Raw genomic sequence first — 16,881 nt, 5'->3', positions numbered from 1 at the left:
TCCAAACGCCTGGTATTGCTTGCTGCGCTGATCTTGTCGTCCCTGGCACACGCCGCAGAGGAAAAAGTCCTTAATCTCTACAATTGGTCCGACTATTTTGCCCCCGATACGCTGGCGCAATTCCAGAAGGAAACCGGCATCAAGGTGCGCTATGACAGCTATGACAGTGATGAAACGCTGCAGGCGAAGCTGTTGACTGGCAACAGCGGCTACGATCTGGTGTGGCCAAGTAATGACTTCATGGCAAAACAGATAGAGGCTGGAGCCTTTCGCAAGCTGGACAAGAGCCGGCTTGCCAATCTGGCTAATCTTGATCCTGCACTATTGAAACTGATGGCTCACTCCGACCCGGGCAATCAGTACGGTGTACCCTATATGTGGGGCACCGTCGGAATCGGTTATGACCGCAAGAAAGTAGAATCCATCCTGGGCAAGGACATGCCGGCTAACAGCCTGGATTTGTTGTTCGATCCGGTGATCGCAAAACGACTGGCTGCTGGCCACTGCGCATTGGGGCTGCAGGACTCTGCCAGCACCATCTTGCCGCTTGCCCTGCACTATGCCGGACGCAAAGTGCAAAATGCGGATAGCAAGGATTATCAGGCGGTGCGCAGCATGTTGATGAAGGTTCGGCCGGCCATCAGCCTGTTTGCCAATTCGGCCAACGCCAATGAGCTGATGGATGGAGAACTATGCGTGTTCGCCGGGTATTCGGGAGCAATCAATCTTGCCGCGCAAAAGAATCGCGAAGCGGGCAAGGGACGCGAACTGGTGTACAGCATCCCCAGCATAGGCACGCTGATGTGGTATGACAGCATGGTGATACCAAGAACAGCCCCCCACCCGGGCAATGCCCACCTGTTCATCAACTTCATCCTGCGGCCGGACGTTATTGCACATATTTCCAATGCCACCCGCTACGCCAATGCCAATTGGAAGGCGCAGCCGCTGCTTGACCAGGCGCTGCGCCAGAATCCGGGGGTTTACCCCCCAGAATCCGTGCGCCGTACCTTGTTCACACTCAGTACCCAGAGTGCAGAAAGCAGTCGGCAAGAGAACCGGCTATGGACTGCATTCAAAACCGGAAAGTAATGGCAAACCCGTACTGCCAGCCAGGCTGGCAGTATTTTGCAAGGAAAATACCCGATGAATAGCCGACGTGATTTTATCAAGCAGAGCCTGATACTGGCCGGAGGCGGTTTGCTCTCTGGCGGCATGGGCCTGATGGCAAACGCTTCCCAGGCTGCATCCACAGCGTGGCGGATGCCTGATGAGGGCGAATCACATGCTGCCACCTGGATGGCATTCGGGCCGGATGAAGAAATATGGGGTAGTCGCCTGCAGACAGGCGCTAGAGAGGCACTGGCCGAAATTGCGCGTGCCATTGCGCAGTTTGAACCGGTCAACATGCTGGTTCGACCTGAAGAATACGATGTGGCAGCACGCATGTGCGGTGACAAGGTCAAGCTGATTGAAGCGGCCATGGATGATTTGTGGCTGCGCGATACCGGGCCTGTTTTCGTAAAAAAGGCGAATGGAGAACGTGCGGCGGTCAGCTTCAATTTCAATGGCTGGGGTAACAAGCAGCCTCATGCGGATGACGCCAGGCTGGCCGGGCTGATTGCGGACAAGACTAGCGTTTCGCTACTGCACAGCAAGCTGGTACTGGAAGGAGGCGGTATCGAGGTGGATGGTGAAGGCACCGCCATCATTACTGAAAGCTGCGTACTCAATCCAAACCGCAATCCCGGGGTGAGCAAGGCCGCTTGTGAGGCCCAACTGAAGGCACTGCTAGGGCTGGACAAGATCATCTGGTTACCCGGCATTGCGGGTAAGGACATCACCGATGGCCATACCGATTTTTATGCCCGTTTTGCTAGCCCTGGCGTAGTGGTAGCAGGACTGGATAACGACCCGTCTTCGTATGATTATGCGGTTACCCGTCGTCATCTGGGCATATTGCGCAATGCCAGCGATGCCCGTGGCCGCAAACTGAAAATTGTTGAAATGCCTGGCCCATCGTCAATTCGTAAAAAATACGAAAATGACGAGTTTGCCGCCGGCTATATCAATTTTTATGTCTGCAACAAGGCGGTGATTGCCCCCCAGTTTGGTGATACCAAATCGGACAGCAACAGTCGAGCTATCCTGAGAGAGCTATTTCCTGGTCGCGAAGTTATCCAACTCAACATTGATGCCATTGCCGCAGGTGGAGGCGGGATTCATTGCACGACTCAACAACAGCCTGGATAGCTTTGGCGATGGCGATTGGTCCCAATGCCTGTAGACATCACCCCGGACTGCTTTACATCGCAAAGCAGACAGTCTCTTTTAATAGGCTCGAATAACAACTCAGGCCGATGATGGCTCAGTTGGCAGTGAAGACTCGCTGCCAACCATTGGCCTCGTGCCAACACCTATCTAGATTTCAATCTGCTCTGAAATTCCCAGAGCATGATCGACTTCGATACTGAATGGCTGTATTTCTCTGCAGCTTAGGTCGCTTTCGACTCTCGAAGAGACGTTCACATTAATGGAACTCAGACTTTCGAGAGCATTGCAATGAGGGATGCGGGCGGTCTTTAGCTACCAAAATCGTAACGCACACTAAAATTTGAATCAGCTCTACGATAATCGAAAAGGCGGATATTAGAGCGCTGACGAGAAGCTGATACCTGGCCGCGAATACTCAGTCCACGATAAATGTTCCAATTAAGCCCCACTGTCAAGTCCTCGAGAATATCGTATCGTTTTTCCATAAAGACCGGGTTGCTGTGATGATAATGACTATCTACTCGGCCAAACCAGCTGAACCATTCGAAATTTCTGAAAAGAGGACCACTTGCCAATAGCCGCATTCCGACCATATCCCGGTTACCATCGGCTCGTCGTACCGTGGCGGCATCTTGTCCGGCTAGTAGTGCCCAGCCAATAGAATTACGTCCAAGAGGAAAGGTATTGCTTATGGTCAGTACTCTCTCAACAAAACCATCCATTGCCGGCGGCCCCCCTATATAGTGGTAGTTACCGATATCCATGCCAATGACTGGCCAGATTGGGGAGTTGCGCACCGCTTGCCAATTCAGACTGCCAGTCAGTGATCTGCGTACTTGCTGACCTGCTTGCAATAATTGTCCATACTGCATTCCCGCAGACCATGCGCCCATGACCGTAGAATAATTGCCATTCGCACTCATGCTACGATCTTCTGTCGAAAAAACATGCAGATCATCATAGTTTCTGCGCGTATAACCTGCACTCAAATACACATCCATCGTAGGCGACAGCACCCATTCTCCACGGGCATGCACGGCGTTTCCCCAATAGTTGTCACCATTCTGGCGTGACAAGGGGTTAAGCTGAAAGCGTATATTTCCAAGTGCCGGCACTATAATTGAAGTCACATCGGTTGCCTGATTGGCATTACTATCGTACCCACGCACGGCCTCCACGCTAAAACCCCAATGTAGACCGCCACTCCTCATCTTCCCTGCAGGGAGTTCCGGAGAGTTATGCAAGGCCTCTAGTACAGCTTCGTCATCACCCAGCATTAACCAGGCCTGCGCTAGTGCGCGCCATCCTGCCTTATCCTGCGGGGCTTGTGTTACTGCACGCTCCAGTGGCAATAAGGCATCGGCGGGTCGCCCGGCCATCAGTAGTGCCTCGCCCAAAACGAGGTTATTTCTGGCCCTATCGGCACATTGCAGCTCTTGCTGTTGTAATCGGTGGGCTACTTCGATGACTCGACCTGCACGCCAATCTGCCTCCGCACCATCCAGTACTTCTTCACATACGCCAGCCATCGCCCGTGGTACTTGCAGCATGCCCACGCTGCACCACACCAATGGCAAGAGCATCAAGCGCCAAGGAGACCCAATACTGTACCGGCTGCAGTATCCTACTCCTGATGCAGTCATGGACGGCTGACCACCGCCGCTCCGCCAACCTTCTGCCCGCTGGTAATCTGCAGCCCGTAACTGGTGATGATGCCTTTGCCGGAGTTGCCGATAATCACTCCAGCAGCACTGCCAGCGCCTGTTCCACTACCGCAACCGTCACCACTGCATTGCACAGTAAGCGGCAACTTTCCCGCCCGGAATGTTGGCAGATCGACCGAGCCGTTGAATTGCGCATTCCATGTCCGCGCCTGGCTATCACTGGCATTAAGCTGATACGAAGTAACCCTTATTTGCGGACCGAATTGCACGCCGATTTGCAATGCATTGAGCTGTCCCCCTGCACCACCGCGCTCGTCGGACAGCATGGTCGAGCCGACCAAATTACCGAATGTTGCCGTTCCGGACAGATTATTCAGCACGGCACTGGGGGTAACACCGCCGGGTGCGTAAACAAAGTGATGGAAGTCAACATTGCGAATTGCACCACTGCCCGGGTCCACATCATTACCCCCGCCATACAAGCCCCAAATTACATCGGCGCCATCGACTTTGGCGAAGCCAAAATCGTACAAAATACTTACATCATCGGTGAAAAAATTAAATCCATTACTGGTATCGGCCACTGCAGATGGCAAACCCCACACTGGATCAAGCACAATTACCGATCGATTGCGGCGATGATTGATAACACCACCCACTCGAACGTCGTTGCCATCTAGATCCTGACTTGAGCCGACATAGGCTGATCCTCTCGGAGCCTGCGTTGTCATGTCGACATTTTGTACAATCGTATTCAGCGGCTTAAGAAAAATGGCAGCGGATCCCGAATCATCCACACTATTCAACTGATTGATGACCGCCTGAGCGGCCGTTGGATGCATAAGAGCCGACGGCAAATGCTGTAACAATTGCGGCGCTCCACCCCCCAGTGGCACAAATCCGGATTGGGATGGATCCAGATCAAGCGAACCTGTGCTACTAGTCAGCGTAGTACCACCTGCAAGTACGCGGTTGTAGGTGCCGGCAGCCACACCCGGCAGTGCTTGCGGAACATGAAATACCTCATGCGACGTCCCCCGCACACCGATTTGTGCCAACGGGGTATACAAGGCATACAGCTCTTTATGGATATGGCCGATTGCACCGGTAATGGCGTGTACGCTTCCCCAGGCCAAGGTGGCAGAGAAGCGCTCACTGCCATTCATGCTGTCCGGCAAGACAAAGTGATCAAGATGCAAGCGGCTGTGTGCACGCAAATCCAGTCGTCCACCATCCGCCATTGCCAGCTGCACCTGGCTGCCCTGTCCGGTATCGATACGGTCACCTTCACAGATCGGTTGGCCCGAGCTTAGGTTACGCGTTCCACCCACGCTGTTTTCTGCCAGTACGGTGCCATGGGCAAACATCACGCTGCCGGCAAACGGAACCCGGATTGGTGTACCAGTTCCTCCGATTCCCCCGTTGCCATTGGCAGCAAGTGCTGGCGTCGCCGGTGCGCCGCTGCCCCCGATACCACCTGTGCTGTTGGCCGACAATGCGGGGCCGGCCGGGGAGCCAGTACCACCGAGACCACCACGACCGGTATCACTATCCAGTACGAGTACTTTGTGTGAAACCGGATCGATTTCACATATCGGTGCAGCCATTGCCGCGCTTCCGATTAGCGCGAGCATTAGTAGACTAAGCTTAGCGAGGTTCTTCATCGGAGGCCTCATGATAGAAATACACTCCGAAATTAAAGCGCTCACCTTGTTCTGCCTTATCGCCATTTGATTCGAGCATTTGCTGCGCCAACCTGTTTACTTCGTGCAAGGCATCCATTGCACGTTGCGTCGCAAGTGTCTGCAAGACCGAGATTTGTTCTGGCGTCAGTCCGTCATAGAACACACAGCGCTCCATGAAGGGAGAGGGCGTTTCACGCAAGTTGGCACCGATGGCGGCCAGGTGGTCATGCACATTGCGTCCCATGAATTCAAGCTTGTCGTGAGCACTAGCCAACGGTACCGCGGCGCTCACATGCAGATGTACACCATCATTTTCATCCAGGGTGACCACTCCTGCATTCAACCACTCGTCTAGCAGCGCTCGCGGACGAATGTCTTTGCTGACCGACTGCACCAAAGATTCAAATGAAACCTCAAGCCCGGGACGGGCAAAGCGTGGCAACACGCGCGCTTGCTGCTGCTCATCCAGATAGCGGGCATCACCGGTCCAGCGTCCTAATACCTGTGCCGCCAGTGGTGCATCGAGCTTCGCCGGTTCCGCCCCATCACTACGCAGGCGTTTGACATCTTTCCGATGCACGCCAGTCAGCAGACTGATGGATGCGACTGTCGGTTTGGGCCTTGCCTTGCAGTTTGAAATAACGGTCGGCGACATGCACATAGCTGGCTTTCAGTAGCTCGATCTGCGCGGGATAGCTCACGCCATGATCCAGCAGCAGGCGGACCAGCGGCTGCAACAGATGTTCGATGGTGCTCAGAAAGCGCCGTTCAGTCTGTAGAGGAGGTGGCGTATCGGACATGGTTGTACACGCTGAAAATATTGAGGCAATTCTAGCATGCTCATTGATGTGTGAAATATTCCCACGTATAATTTCATAAAACGCGGGAATATTTCCCACAAATGGAGCGAAATATGCTGAGTACGCTGTGGAATGCCACCTATCTGTATGGCCGTGAAAGAAACAAAATCTCCCTGCTGCGCCGCACAAAGTTCCTGTTACGCGCATTGATACAACTACCTCACTCGGTACAGTGGTTCCGCTTCTTGCAGGAACAGCCGGAGCTGGCCGCAGCGCTACCGCAACAGCGGCAATGGCTGCACAAACTGCAGCGTCCTTATCTGTGTGCAGACTATGACAGCCATAGCAAGCTGCAACTGCTGCATCAGCACTTTTCCATTTTTCTGCGGCTAATGCCAAAAGAGTTGCGTTTATCATTACTGCAAAATCAGGCTTTGCGAATGGCGTCGATAGCAGGCAAAAATGGCGCGCTCTACCACATCAAGCTTTCACTGACGCAAACGATGGATAAAGAGGGTGAGTTGATGCTCACGCTGGTGGAGGAGTCCGGTGGATGCAACCTGGCCACGCTGGCTTTTTCCTTTGGCATTGACCAACAACAGGCGGCCAGAATCCATATCGGCTGTTTGCAAGGACCAAGCCATCAAGGTGGACGGGAACAATTCCGCGCGATCACCAAAGATCTGCACGGCTTGATGCCCAAGGCATTACTGATGAAGGCCTTGTATGCGCTGGCACGGCCGATGAACATCGATACCGTACTGGCAGTCAGCAACCGTGCGCATGTACACCAAGCTGCCTGGCACCGTTACACCGTCATTCAGGCAGATTACGATGCATTCTGGATCATGTTGGGCGGCTCCAGGCTCAATGATAGGCACTTCCAGCTAAAAACCACCGCTATAGAACGCCCACTCACGGAAGTCCCCGCCAATAAACGCGCGCAATACCAACGACGCCGCGCACTTGAAAACAGTATTGCCCAACAGTTCGCGGAGTTTTGGCAAGTAGAGCAAGAGGTAAAGTACTCTCAAACCACAACCCGTTCGGTCCTGGCAGGTTCAGCCTCCCCCGGCACAGACGTCCCTGACCACCGCAGGAACAGCTGGCCGCAATCTCCGCAAACCACCCCGAGCCATGAAGCGGGCCTGAGGCTGGCTTAAGTGTTTCGTACAGTCCATTCAGCATGCAGCAAGCACACGTGGCACTGCGGCTCGAAATCCGCATACTTCTGGCATTGCGCGGAATTATCGATGTGGCATTGCACTCCAGCATCAGCCACCCGCCATACGGCATGCTTGGCGATGGTTTTGGCCGCTGCGCCGACTATGCCATTCTTGGCAGCAGGATTCTGAAGCGACTTACCGGTGGCGGCTATCACACCGTGGCGGGTTCAGAGATGCTCAACTGCCACGAAGGCAAGCGGCTGTCCATCTCCGCAGACCGGAAAAGCCGCCGTACGGCCACACATCTGTCACCGCTATCCATGTTCCATTGCTGGATCGAAGCACAACACCTCGTAGGTACCCCCAACATCCGTGAGGAAATCATCGACTTCATCATCCGGCATGCGCATGCAACAGCCAACCAACTGGGTATTTCATACACGCTAGCGCCTCCTTCGCAACCTTTTCAATGGATATGGCGTGACGAGTTACGCCTGCCGGACCACCGGTGTGGACATCCGAGGCTGCGAAATACCGATGCCAGCCTGAAAACAGCCGATGTCGACTGCACCCGTTTATTGCATGCGTACGAAGTAGAAAATCCCATCTACTTCAGTCAACTGGAAGCCAGCGCCATGGAGCGCCGTGTCGACCAACTGATCCTGCCCCACGCTGAGACTTAGCCAGATGCCAAGCCTCCGACTCGCTCTCGCTGTTGTATTGCTGCTGATCCACACCAATATCAGCGAAGAAATATTGCCAGCCTCCGACATGCCAGGCGGATCCCGACTTTACCTTCACGGACCAGTTCTCCATGCAACGGGGCACGCATGCGCGTTCTGGATTCGGACCTGGCGAGCCTATTGTTTGCTCCGTAAGCCACGGCAGTCTAGATGATCACTCTCTGGCCAAAGAGTGTCAGAAATATTGTATAAACCCGCCGTTACTCCCCGCCTAGCGGACCGTTTTGGCCAAAAGCCCCCTTCCTCGAGCTTTCTGCTTGCACTTCTCTACATTCGTTGGCCAAAAAAGCAGAAGGGGCCAATGGCCCCTTCATTTCACTCAGACTCCGACGAACTTTATTCGGATCCGACAGACTTTATTCGGTGTAGTTGTATGCGGCAAATAGAAGTGTTGGTTTCCAAGAGCAAAATACATTAAATCAATGAAATTTATACATAATTCCTGAAAAACCAACACTTCATTAGCTCAAAGAACCAAACATTCTATGCTCTCTAGTACCGAGGAAATAAAAGCGTTGGTTTTGTGCCTCGTTACCTGTGTAAATCAGCCGTTCAAGCCGAAAACAGCCTAGTTACGGTCCTGTCGCCGTGTCGCCACAGGAACCTCTTTGAGCAATGCTCCAAGCTCGTTCTCCTTAAAGAAGTCATGGAGGCCCTCCCCATCCATTTCGTCTGTCAAAACCACAAGCTAATCTTTGTGGGAGGTAGACAACGATTCCTTCTTCTTCTGACTGGGTAGTGGGAAATTGCTCGTTTGTAGCAATACGCACCTGCCCCCTGGGTGCAGGTGAAGAACATCACCACTTGCATGCCATCCCGGATGCCGCTAACCTAAATAAAGCGCCTGTCCGGCCGAGTTGCGAGCGACTCAAACAAGACAGCTGTACCCACCGTGTAGCACCCAGAAATACCAAGCCAAGCGTTTCTCAATCGCGCGGTCAGGTAATCGCTCGAATGTCCGTGCACTTTTGTGAGATAACAAAATGGCCACCATTTCTGAAATTGCGTATGCCCTCCGTACGGCTTCCCATGCCACCGCTAGCCCCATCAAGCTAAGCCATGCCCAGCAGTTGGTTGCTGCCGCTTTGGGCTACAAGTCCTTAGCTGCTTTCCAAGCATCCCCATTGGAAGCTCCGACCCTAGACGAAGCAGCACATTTTGTTCTGAACGGTGGACTTCTTGCTGACCGAGCCAGCGAGCTATGCTTGCCGCATCAGCTATCTGAATTAGCCATATTGCTCCAACAGGCTTTCAAAGCGCGCCTACCAATGGCTCGGCTACATCAATCCGAATCGGGGATTAATGACTACATCATAAGCCTTGTCGACGATGTAGTCGTCAATGACGAAGCGGTGGCAGGGCAAATGGCTTCTACCAATGGTGATGGCATTGAAGAGGTCTATATGCCTGTCGATGAGTTCGAGTTGGCTAGCTTGCCACCCGCTGGGCAAACATTGGATATAGAGCTCGAAGGCCACATCGCGATGGGAATCGATATTGAGCGCCCGTATTCTGGCCACATAATTAAAGTTGAGGCTAGCCTCGTGATTGAGCGTACTGGGAAGGTCAGTATTGCCGAACCAAATTGCGAAGTCACAAAAGCTCAATTGGATTGGAGCTGGGGGGATGATGACTATGAAAATGAAGGTAGCCTGGTCTCTCTTGCTGAAGCTTTGGCAGATGAATTTGGCCTTAGCATTGCTGAGGCCGAGGAGCTTGTTGATGCCGTTGCGACGCCCAACCTGAGCGATGATGGCCTATTTTACAGTTACACTTTCGACTTTACGCAGCATGCATCGCTGGAGGTCGCTGAGAAACTAATGGTCAAATATGGTTCCCTACAACTAGAAGTCCAGCCCTGGTTCTTCGACCGTGTCGCCCATCCTACCGGCTAAATCTACCTATACCGACGGCCATCCAATAAGGAATGGCCATCGGTATATTTCTGAGCAGACATCTCAGTAGAACAGAGAAAGCTAAAATACTGACTCAGTTGTCAGCAGCAGCCCTGGGGACTGAGTCGGTCTCACTACCACGCAAGGAAAGGTCTGAACAAATCCCCCGCCTTCCCTAAGCAAAAGCCTCAAAACAACGATGACAACAAATCCTAACCGGTTAGATTGTGAAACGCATGAGAGCACAATTGCGTCCCTTTGCCATGCATTTCGGTGTTCCGCAGAATCGTTTCTGCGGTTTGTCCAGGACCCTGTACATGGCCTTCATTACGATGAACACTGGCGAGACTTGCCTGAATTCCAGAAATATCTCTTCGAAAGGGCCACCTCACACTTTGGCAATCCGCAGCTGCCTTCAGAGGTCTGCTGGTTCCATGGAACACGAGTCCCGCACGGCACCACATTTCAGGAAGGCATTTTTCCCTTGGGCCAGCGAATTGACTCCTTAAAAGCAGCCATCCTAGCCACACTGGACCACGACCAACATCAAGAACAAGTTCGTCAGGCTTTTGCCCGCAAAGGCGGTTATGCATACCATTTTCGCGAAAAGATAACCAATACCATGCACTGGGGGCCCTATGCCATTCTGATACGAGAGTTGGCCTTCCATGCAGAATCCTGTTCCCAACATGATTATCTGGCTATGCCGGAAATCATTGAAGACCTCTGTGAAGAGATACGTAATGCTTGTAAGTTGGATTTGTTGCCCATCTTCCAAGAACGTTGGCAACCAGCTCTTGTGAAATTCGTCGCAGTTGCTGATTCCCTGGTGGAAACCTATCTGGGGGTGGCTCTCTGTTACTTGAGGTCAGCCCTATTGGAAGGGGTGCCTGACAGTAATTCGGTTATGTGCTTCGATGGGAAAAATACCCCTGTCTCTCCGGAGCAAATCATCAGAGTGGACTTTGTCTAGCGTATTACAAGTTTAGATAAGAAAAAGCCCTTGGGTGTTCTTACCCCAAGATACTGATACATATTTACAGGCTAAGTAGCGGACAATCCCGAGTAGCCCTTAGCATTTCCGAGGTGATATTCTAAATGGGTTTCTTGGCGAGCCGACATAGCCTATTTGAGACAAACCGCGTGCATAATTTGGGGGAGCTTGCCGCCCGCAAGCTACCGCACTGACATCGACACATGTGGGGGTGGAGCAGACGGTGTCTGGCGACGCCATATAAGAAAATCTCGGGGGATGCATGATTGAACCTATTCACTCGTTGGCCTTTTCAATGCAGTCCAATCGCGGCGTTTATGCCGTGCTATTCGGCTCCGGACTGTCACGGTCGGCCAGGATTCCGACTGGTTGGGAAATCACGCTAGACCTAGTACGACGCCTTGCGGCTGTGGTTGGAGAAGAGTGTGGGGTAGACCCTTCGGCGTGGTATCGCGGCAAATTCAATAAGGAGCCAGACTACTCGGAATTGCTCGATGCGCTGGCCAAGACCCCCGCAGAGCGACAGCAACTTTTGCGGCAGTATTGGGAGCCGACGGAGCAAGAGAAGGAAGAAGGGGCAAAGCAACCCACGGCAGCCCATCGCGCCATCGCCGATTTGGTTGCCAAGGGCTTTGTGCGAGTCATTGTGACGACCAACTTCGACCGTCTAATGGAGCTGGCGCTGCTCGATGTCGGAGTTACGCCAACCGTGCTCAGTAGCTCCGACGATGTTCACGGCGCGATGCCGCTCATCCATACGCAATGCTGCGTATTTAAGGTACACGGCGACTATCTCGATACCCGCATCCGAAACACTCCCGAAGAGTTAAGCGGCTATCCCGCCGAGTTCGACACATTGCTCGACCGTATCTTTGACGAATTTGGCTTGATTGTTTGCGGTTGGTCTGCTGACTGGGATGAAGCGCTCCGGCGTGCCATCTTCCGCGCGCCGTCGCGGCGCTTCGCCACGTATTGGGCAGTTCGTGGGGAGCCAAGTGACGCAGCGAGACAGCTTATTGAGCACCGAGGTGCTCAAGTTGTCTCCATCACAGATGCCGATGGTTTCTTCAGCACAGTGCATTGGCAAGTGGAGGCACTGGAAGAATTTGCGAGACCACATCCATTGTCTACGGCCGCCGCCGTTGCCGCCCTGAAGAGGTACATGTCCGAGGCGCGCTACCAGATTCAGCATGCCGACTTAGTTGAAGGCGAAGTAGAGCATGTACTATCCGAAATTGGACCCGACAAATTCCCTATCCAAGGCGGGCCATTCCCTGATGCCCCCCAATTCAATCACCGGGTCAAAGCATTTGAAGCCGCTATGACTACGTTGGTAGCCATGGCCGTTGAAGCTGGCCGATGGGCGAACGATGACCACCAAGATGTCTGGGTGCGAGCCCTTCAGAAGTTAGCGACCGGACAGGCACAAGGTGGTGGTTACACCGTGTGGGGAGAATTGGTGCGTTTTCCTGCGACCCTTCTACTTTTTGCTCTCGGCGTTCCGGCCCTTGAATCGGCACGGTTCTCATTTGTACAACGTTTGCTTTCAGCCTCCGTCGTAAGGGAGTACCAGAAGACCAAGCAAACCGTACACCTGCTTCCTCCTAAGTGCCTGTTTGAGAAAGACGGCATTGCCAAGTGGCTGGAAGGGAAGGAGAACCACTATGCACCGCTAAGCGATTGGTTACACGAGCGATTGGCATCACAACTGGAGCGACGCTTTTCCAGTGCAAAAGCATACCAATTGGCCTTTGACAGATTCGAAATCATGTTGGCCCTGGCTTACAGCGCAAATACAGAGGTAGGCGAGTATTTCAGGTATTGGGTACCTCCCGGAGCCTTTGGCTATAGGGATGAAAACCGGACCAAAATCATTTCATCGCTTCGGTCACAGTTAGCGAAAGAAGGTGACAATTCGGCTCTTGTTACAAGCAATCTGTTTGGTTCCACCGCAGATGAGTGCGGCAAGCGACTAGACGCGTTGGAGGAATTTGTTCCGAAACTACAGTGGTGGGGATGAGCAGGGCACTGTATGTCTAGCCGGCTGCAACGTATTGAGGCATACCAGCCTTGGGTGACTGACCTCTGCCGCCCATAACCATAAGTAAGGAGAGATGCATGTCGCTCGCAGTCGAAAATCCGGCCATCCAAGACGTCCTGGATTTACAGACCGGCCAGCATCATCCCGTCACGAAGGTTATTAGCTCGAATTACGCTGAGGTAATGAAACTTCGGATGGCATTGCGTACGCAGATTAATAAGCAGGAGCCGCTTTACGCTTGTTCTTTATGTGGTATCCCTGTGTATCTTGTGAGTTGCCCTGACAAACAACACTTCTTTTTTCGGCATGAACTTGAGGACGACCGATGTCCGGCGCGAACCCGGGGCGAGTTGTCCCAAGAGGAAATCAACGCCAGAAAATACAACGGTGCCAAAGAAAGTGCCTTGCATCGCCGGATGAAGGATTGGGTCGTGCAATGCCTTTCTGCAGACCCTAGGTTCTCTCAGATTCGAAGTGAAGACACATGGAAAGGCTCCTTGGGTCAGTGGCGGCGCCCAGATGTTCAGGCGATGTACGGCGATATTCCAGTCATCTTCGAGATTCAGCTTTCAACGACATACCTGAATGTTATCGCCGAGCGGCGTCAGTTCTATCTGCAAGAGGGGGCCCTACTATTTTGGATATTCGCCCAGTTTGAGAATGATAACCGGCGTCTGACGCAAGACGATGTGTTTTACAATAACAATCAAAATGCTTTTATTGTTAACCGAGAGACCGTAGCAACTTCTCTCGAGCAGGCTGAGTTCCATCTTGAGTGCATCTGGGCGCAGCCAGCGTCAACCAACTTATCACGACAGATTATTGATTTTCATGAATTGACACTCGACCTAGCGGGGCAACGTGCGTTCCATTTCGACTACGAAAAGGCTCTGCAAGCATGGCAGAAGCAAGAATCCGCACCGGAAACCCTGCGCCGGAGAGCATTCGAGGCCTTTTGGCTTGACTATGCGGCAGACCGAGGCTCTGTCGACTACAAAACTTGGGGGGAACTTCGGAAGCAGTTTAGCCAGAGCCCATACCCCTTGCCAGAGTTCCCAAGTTATCTACCCCGTACAATATTGAACGCCTTGTATTCAGCAAAGCATGGCCACCCAGTGGGTTGGAATTACTCGACATTGGTCGAGGCTGCACACTGGATTGCCAGTGCCCAAAAGCCTGTGTTGCAATTATTTCGGAGGGCTCTGCAGGTCTATAATCGCGCGGAGCAAATTAAAGCTGAAGACCCGACGGGAAAATGGCGACAAAAAGTAAGAATGTACAAGTCCGCCATTAGCCGGGGAGACCCGTCTTACCTCCCTGATACGAGTCATCATGAACTTGTCGAGATGCTTTTCCCTGAACTGGACATCTTCGAACATTCTCAAATTTAAAACCACACCCCCTTAAAGAGCTCCGGCTTCATTAAGATAGCCTACGACCTCATCCTCATTTTTTAAGATTATTTGCTGCGCCTGCGGCGCAACTGCTTGCCTCCCCTCGAATCCAAGATGCTTGAGTAGGTAAAAAAGCAAAGCCTGACGGCAGTCGAGACGCACTTCACCATTCTGCATGCCATAGTCGAGCTCGACGACTTTACGTTGCGCAGGCGGTACTCACAGCACTGGACCAGATGATGGAAGGCACAACCATCCACATGGGTTGCACGCCAGCAGAACTCATTGACCGATTGCAGGCGGTTGCATTGTCGATGAAACCGAGCCTCACCGCGTCGCAGGCACGCAGGGTGGCTGAAGTCATCCTCGACACCCTCGACAACAAAGCCAACGCCTACCGCGAGTTTGCCTTTGACTTCTTCCACGGCGGCTCTCGCCAAATGAAAACTGTCCGCTTCCGGTTGGTCAGCTATGAGCCGGACCTGGAGGACGTATATCGTTATCGCCCGACGGCTGAAGGCTATCTTGTCTATCTGGGCATGCTCGACCTCGAACCTGAGGATGCGCAGGAACTCATGGAGAAGATGCTCGACCTTCTAGTACAGCGAGGACGCTTTGATGCAGCTCTCGAATTTGCCAAGCGTGCACGCACACTGTCCCTCGAGTACCGGCAGTTCATTCGCGACCGGCTGATGCAAGCCTACCGCGCCCCCGGTTCAGTGAGTTGGACGAAAGAAGTAGCGGGCAAACTTAAGGAAGCGCGCGGCCACGTCGGCGCCCGCCAGGCAGAGGACCAGCGCATGACCGAGGCGGTGCGGGAGGCCTTGCAGGCTGCAGAGGAGGCAAAGACTCGGCAAGACCTCGCGCAGCTATTGAAGACCCTACAAGGGGCGAGTGTGATTCGCGCCAATCTAGTGAGCGATATTACGGTCGCACCGGACAGGTTTCTACAGGCACAACGAGCGCTTTTCCGCGCCCGTCGTCCTTCCGGGCTGCCTGACCTGGAAACCCGCCTCTTACCTGACCTGCTCAAGCTCGACAGCGATGTACTGGCCAAGAATGCTGATGACGTCATCAGCGGGATGTACCCGGCCAAATGGCCCAAAGTATATGGACTGAACAACGTCTTCGGTTTGCTACTGGAGCGGCGTAAGGGGGCGGTCACACCTGATGATGAAGAAGGCGAAATCGAGCCTTTCGTGCCTCCCCCCATACAGTTTGCACCAGCCCTTATCAGCGAAGTACAGGCATGGCTGAACAATAAGTTCGCAACTGCCGGAACCTACAGTGTTGATGAGCTGTTGGCCATGGCCGAAGCGGAAGGCTTAGACCGCACTAGGCAGCGTTGCCTCGTACTCATGATGTTCCGTAGTTTTGCTCAGGCCGAAACACTCTTCCCAACCATGCGAGCAGAGGTCGATGGGAGCTTTGCGCGCGACGTCGCGCAAGGTTCAAACCTGCGTTTCTCCCCACTAGAAGGGAATATGCCGTGAGGGCTCCAACCTGTACGGCACGCAATGCCGCGTGTCTGGTCTACAAGGCTATCCAACCAGCCCTCTCACCGGTCAACGACCCACAGTACCGAGAACTGCTCGACCTTTACCGTGCCGACCCGAGCTTCGCCAGCATGGTAGATGAGGTCGCTGACGGGCTCGAGCTGTCGGTGCTCGACTTCAGCGAGCGTGGTCTGGTGGTTGTACCCACCTCTCGTGAGAGCAAGTTCGCCATGCGTATCACCGACTTGCGTGCCAACCTCAAACCCGGACAAAAGGCCGGGCTCGTCCTTGCTCACGTGGCCGTGGCAGCAGCATTCTACCCGACCACAAGCGGACTGGAGGATGACAGCTTCGTGCCACCACCGGCTAGCCTTGCGCAGTTTCGCGACACTTTGCTGGCGTTGGCACGACGCTTGAAGGACGGCGCGGAAGAGGCCGATGACGAGGATACCCCGGACGAACTGGCTTCGGGCTGGGAGCTCATCTGTGCGATGCCGTTGATGATGCCCGGAGCCCAGCGGGCGTCGCCAGCGTCGGTGACCGGCCTCATTAGTATCGCGCTTTTGAACATGGAAGCCGGCGGCTTGGTGCGCGTAGCACGAGAGGCAGACGACGAGACGCAGGTGACCTATACCCCGACTCACCGCTTGCAGGTGCAGCTCCGAGAGCTGACCCTCCGGCGCCTTTTCGAAATCGCCCAGATGGGCACCACAGCAATGCAGGCCTAAT

At 53.6% G+C, this 16,881-nt stretch carries 14 protein-coding genes; 10 read left to right on the top strand and 4 right to left on the bottom strand.

Going from position 1 to position 16,881, the window contains the following annotated elements; genetic code table 11:
* Positions 1–15: 15 nt before the first annotated feature.
* A complete protein-coding gene (locus tag DBR44_RS13265; protein WP_199731051.1) occupies positions 16–1,092 on the top strand; it encodes a polyamine ABC transporter substrate-binding protein in 1,077 nt (358 codons plus the stop codon).
* Positions 1,093–1,146: 54 nt separating this feature from the next.
* Positions 1,147–2,253 (top strand): agmatine/peptidylarginine deiminase, encoded by a 1,107-nt coding sequence (locus DBR44_RS13260; protein ID WP_124644514.1) that lies wholly within the window; start codon positions 1,147–1,149, stop codon positions 2,251–2,253.
* Positions 2,254–2,582: 329 nt separating this feature from the next.
* Here DBR44_RS13260 and DBR44_RS13255 read toward each other — a convergent pair whose 3' ends face one another.
* The 4 genes from DBR44_RS13255 to DBR44_RS19955 all read right to left on the bottom strand — a co-directional run bounded on the left by DBR44_RS13255 (position 2,583) and on the right by DBR44_RS19955 (position 6,423).
* Positions 2,583–3,824, bottom strand: coding sequence for a bacterial transcriptional activator domain-containing protein (locus tag DBR44_RS13255; RefSeq protein WP_124644513.1), 1,242 nt, complete (start codon positions 3,822–3,824; stop codon positions 2,583–2,585).
* Positions 3,825–3,913: 89 nt separating this feature from the next.
* A complete protein-coding gene (locus DBR44_RS13250) occupies positions 3,914–5,602 on the bottom strand; it encodes a FecR domain-containing protein (RefSeq protein WP_158613615.1) in 1,689 nt (562 codons plus the stop codon).
* Positions 5,586–6,203 carry a DUF6502 family protein gene (locus DBR44_RS13245; protein ID WP_124644511.1) on the bottom strand — a complete coding sequence of 206 codons (618 nt, stop codon included), beginning with the start codon at positions 6,201–6,203 and terminating at the stop codon, positions 5,586–5,588. Before DBR44_RS13245 ends, DBR44_RS13250 begins: the two co-directional genes overlap by 17 nt.
* On the bottom strand, positions 6,172–6,423 hold the full coding sequence (locus DBR44_RS19955) for a DUF6502 family protein (protein WP_124644510.1): 252 nt from the start codon (positions 6,421–6,423) through the stop codon (positions 6,172–6,174). Before DBR44_RS19955 ends, DBR44_RS13245 begins: the two co-directional genes overlap by 32 nt.
* A gap of 113 nt (positions 6,424–6,536) precedes the next feature.
* On the opposite strand from DBR44_RS19955, the gene DBR44_RS13235 reads away from it, so the two are divergent.
* The 8 genes from DBR44_RS13235 to DBR44_RS13200 all read left to right on the top strand — a co-directional run bounded on the left by DBR44_RS13235 (position 6,537) and on the right by DBR44_RS13200 (position 16,880).
* Positions 6,537–7,586 (top strand): DUF535 family protein, encoded by a 1,050-nt coding sequence (locus DBR44_RS13235; RefSeq protein ID WP_158613614.1) that lies wholly within the window; start codon positions 6,537–6,539, stop codon positions 7,584–7,586.
* A gap of 38 nt (positions 7,587–7,624) precedes the next feature.
* Positions 7,625–8,272 (top strand): hypothetical protein, encoded by a 648-nt coding sequence (locus DBR44_RS13230; protein ID WP_124644508.1) that lies wholly within the window; start codon positions 7,625–7,627, stop codon positions 8,270–8,272.
* 1,043 nt (positions 8,273–9,315) lie between these two features.
* Positions 9,316–10,227 carry a hypothetical protein gene (locus DBR44_RS13225; RefSeq protein WP_124644507.1) on the top strand — a complete coding sequence of 304 codons (912 nt, stop codon included), beginning with the start codon at positions 9,316–9,318 and terminating at the stop codon, positions 10,225–10,227.
* A 349-nt stretch (positions 10,228–10,576) separates the two neighbouring features.
* Complete coding sequence (locus DBR44_RS13220) at positions 10,577–11,200, top strand: hypothetical protein (protein ID WP_124644506.1); 624 nt, start codon at positions 10,577–10,579, stop codon at positions 11,198–11,200.
* A gap of 283 nt (positions 11,201–11,483) precedes the next feature.
* The gene (locus tag DBR44_RS13215) at positions 11,484–13,241 is read left to right on the top strand and encodes an SIR2 family protein (protein ID WP_124644505.1); all 1,758 of its coding nucleotides are present in this window, start codon (positions 11,484–11,486) and stop codon (positions 13,239–13,241) included.
* A 98-nt stretch (positions 13,242–13,339) separates the two neighbouring features.
* A complete protein-coding gene (locus DBR44_RS13210; protein WP_124644504.1) occupies positions 13,340–14,653 on the top strand; it encodes a DUF6035 family protein in 1,314 nt (437 codons plus the stop codon).
* A gap of 239 nt (positions 14,654–14,892) precedes the next feature.
* The gene (locus DBR44_RS13205; protein WP_124644503.1) at positions 14,893–16,149 is read left to right on the top strand and encodes a hypothetical protein; all 1,257 of its coding nucleotides are present in this window, start codon (positions 14,893–14,895) and stop codon (positions 16,147–16,149) included.
* Positions 16,146–16,880, top strand: coding sequence for a hypothetical protein (locus DBR44_RS13200; RefSeq protein WP_124644502.1), 735 nt, complete (start codon positions 16,146–16,148; stop codon positions 16,878–16,880). Before DBR44_RS13205 ends, DBR44_RS13200 begins: the two co-directional genes overlap by 4 nt.
* Position 16,881 lies beyond the last annotated feature (1 nt).

The organism is Aquitalea sp. FJL05 (assembly GCF_003852595.1).
GTDB classification, from domain to species: domain Bacteria; phylum Pseudomonadota; class Gammaproteobacteria; order Burkholderiales; family Chromobacteriaceae; genus Aquitalea; species Aquitalea aquatilis.
The sequence above is the reverse complement of the archived record's forward strand: the minus strand, read 5'-3'. Positions and strand labels throughout refer to the sequence as shown.

Excerpts from the sequence above, each read along its gene's own strand:
- DBR44_RS13260 (WP_124644514.1), top strand. The coding sequence starts at position 1,147 with ATGAATAGCCGACGTGATTTTATCAAGCAGAGCCTGATACTGGCCGGA.
- DBR44_RS13255 (WP_124644513.1), bottom strand. The coding sequence starts at position 3,824 with ATGCTGCAAGTACCACGGGCGATGGCTGGCGTATGTGAAGAAGTACTG.
- DBR44_RS13250 (WP_158613615.1), bottom strand. The coding sequence starts at position 5,602 with ATGAAGAACCTCGCTAAGCTTAGTCTACTAATGCTCGCGCTAATCGGA.
- DBR44_RS19955 (WP_124644510.1), bottom strand. The coding sequence starts at position 6,423 with ATGTCCGATACGCCACCTCCTCTACAGACTGAACGGCGCTTTCTGAGC.
- DBR44_RS13235 (WP_158613614.1), top strand. The coding sequence starts at position 6,537 with ATGCTGAGTACGCTGTGGAATGCCACCTATCTGTATGGCCGTGAAAGA.
- DBR44_RS13225 (WP_124644507.1), top strand. The coding sequence starts at position 9,316 with ATGGCCACCATTTCTGAAATTGCGTATGCCCTCCGTACGGCTTCCCAT.
- DBR44_RS13215 (WP_124644505.1), top strand. The coding sequence starts at position 11,484 with ATGATTGAACCTATTCACTCGTTGGCCTTTTCAATGCAGTCCAATCGC.
- DBR44_RS13210 (WP_124644504.1), top strand. The coding sequence starts at position 13,340 with ATGTCGCTCGCAGTCGAAAATCCGGCCATCCAAGACGTCCTGGATTTA.
- DBR44_RS13205 (WP_124644503.1), top strand. The coding sequence starts at position 14,893 with ATGATGGAAGGCACAACCATCCACATGGGTTGCACGCCAGCAGAACTC.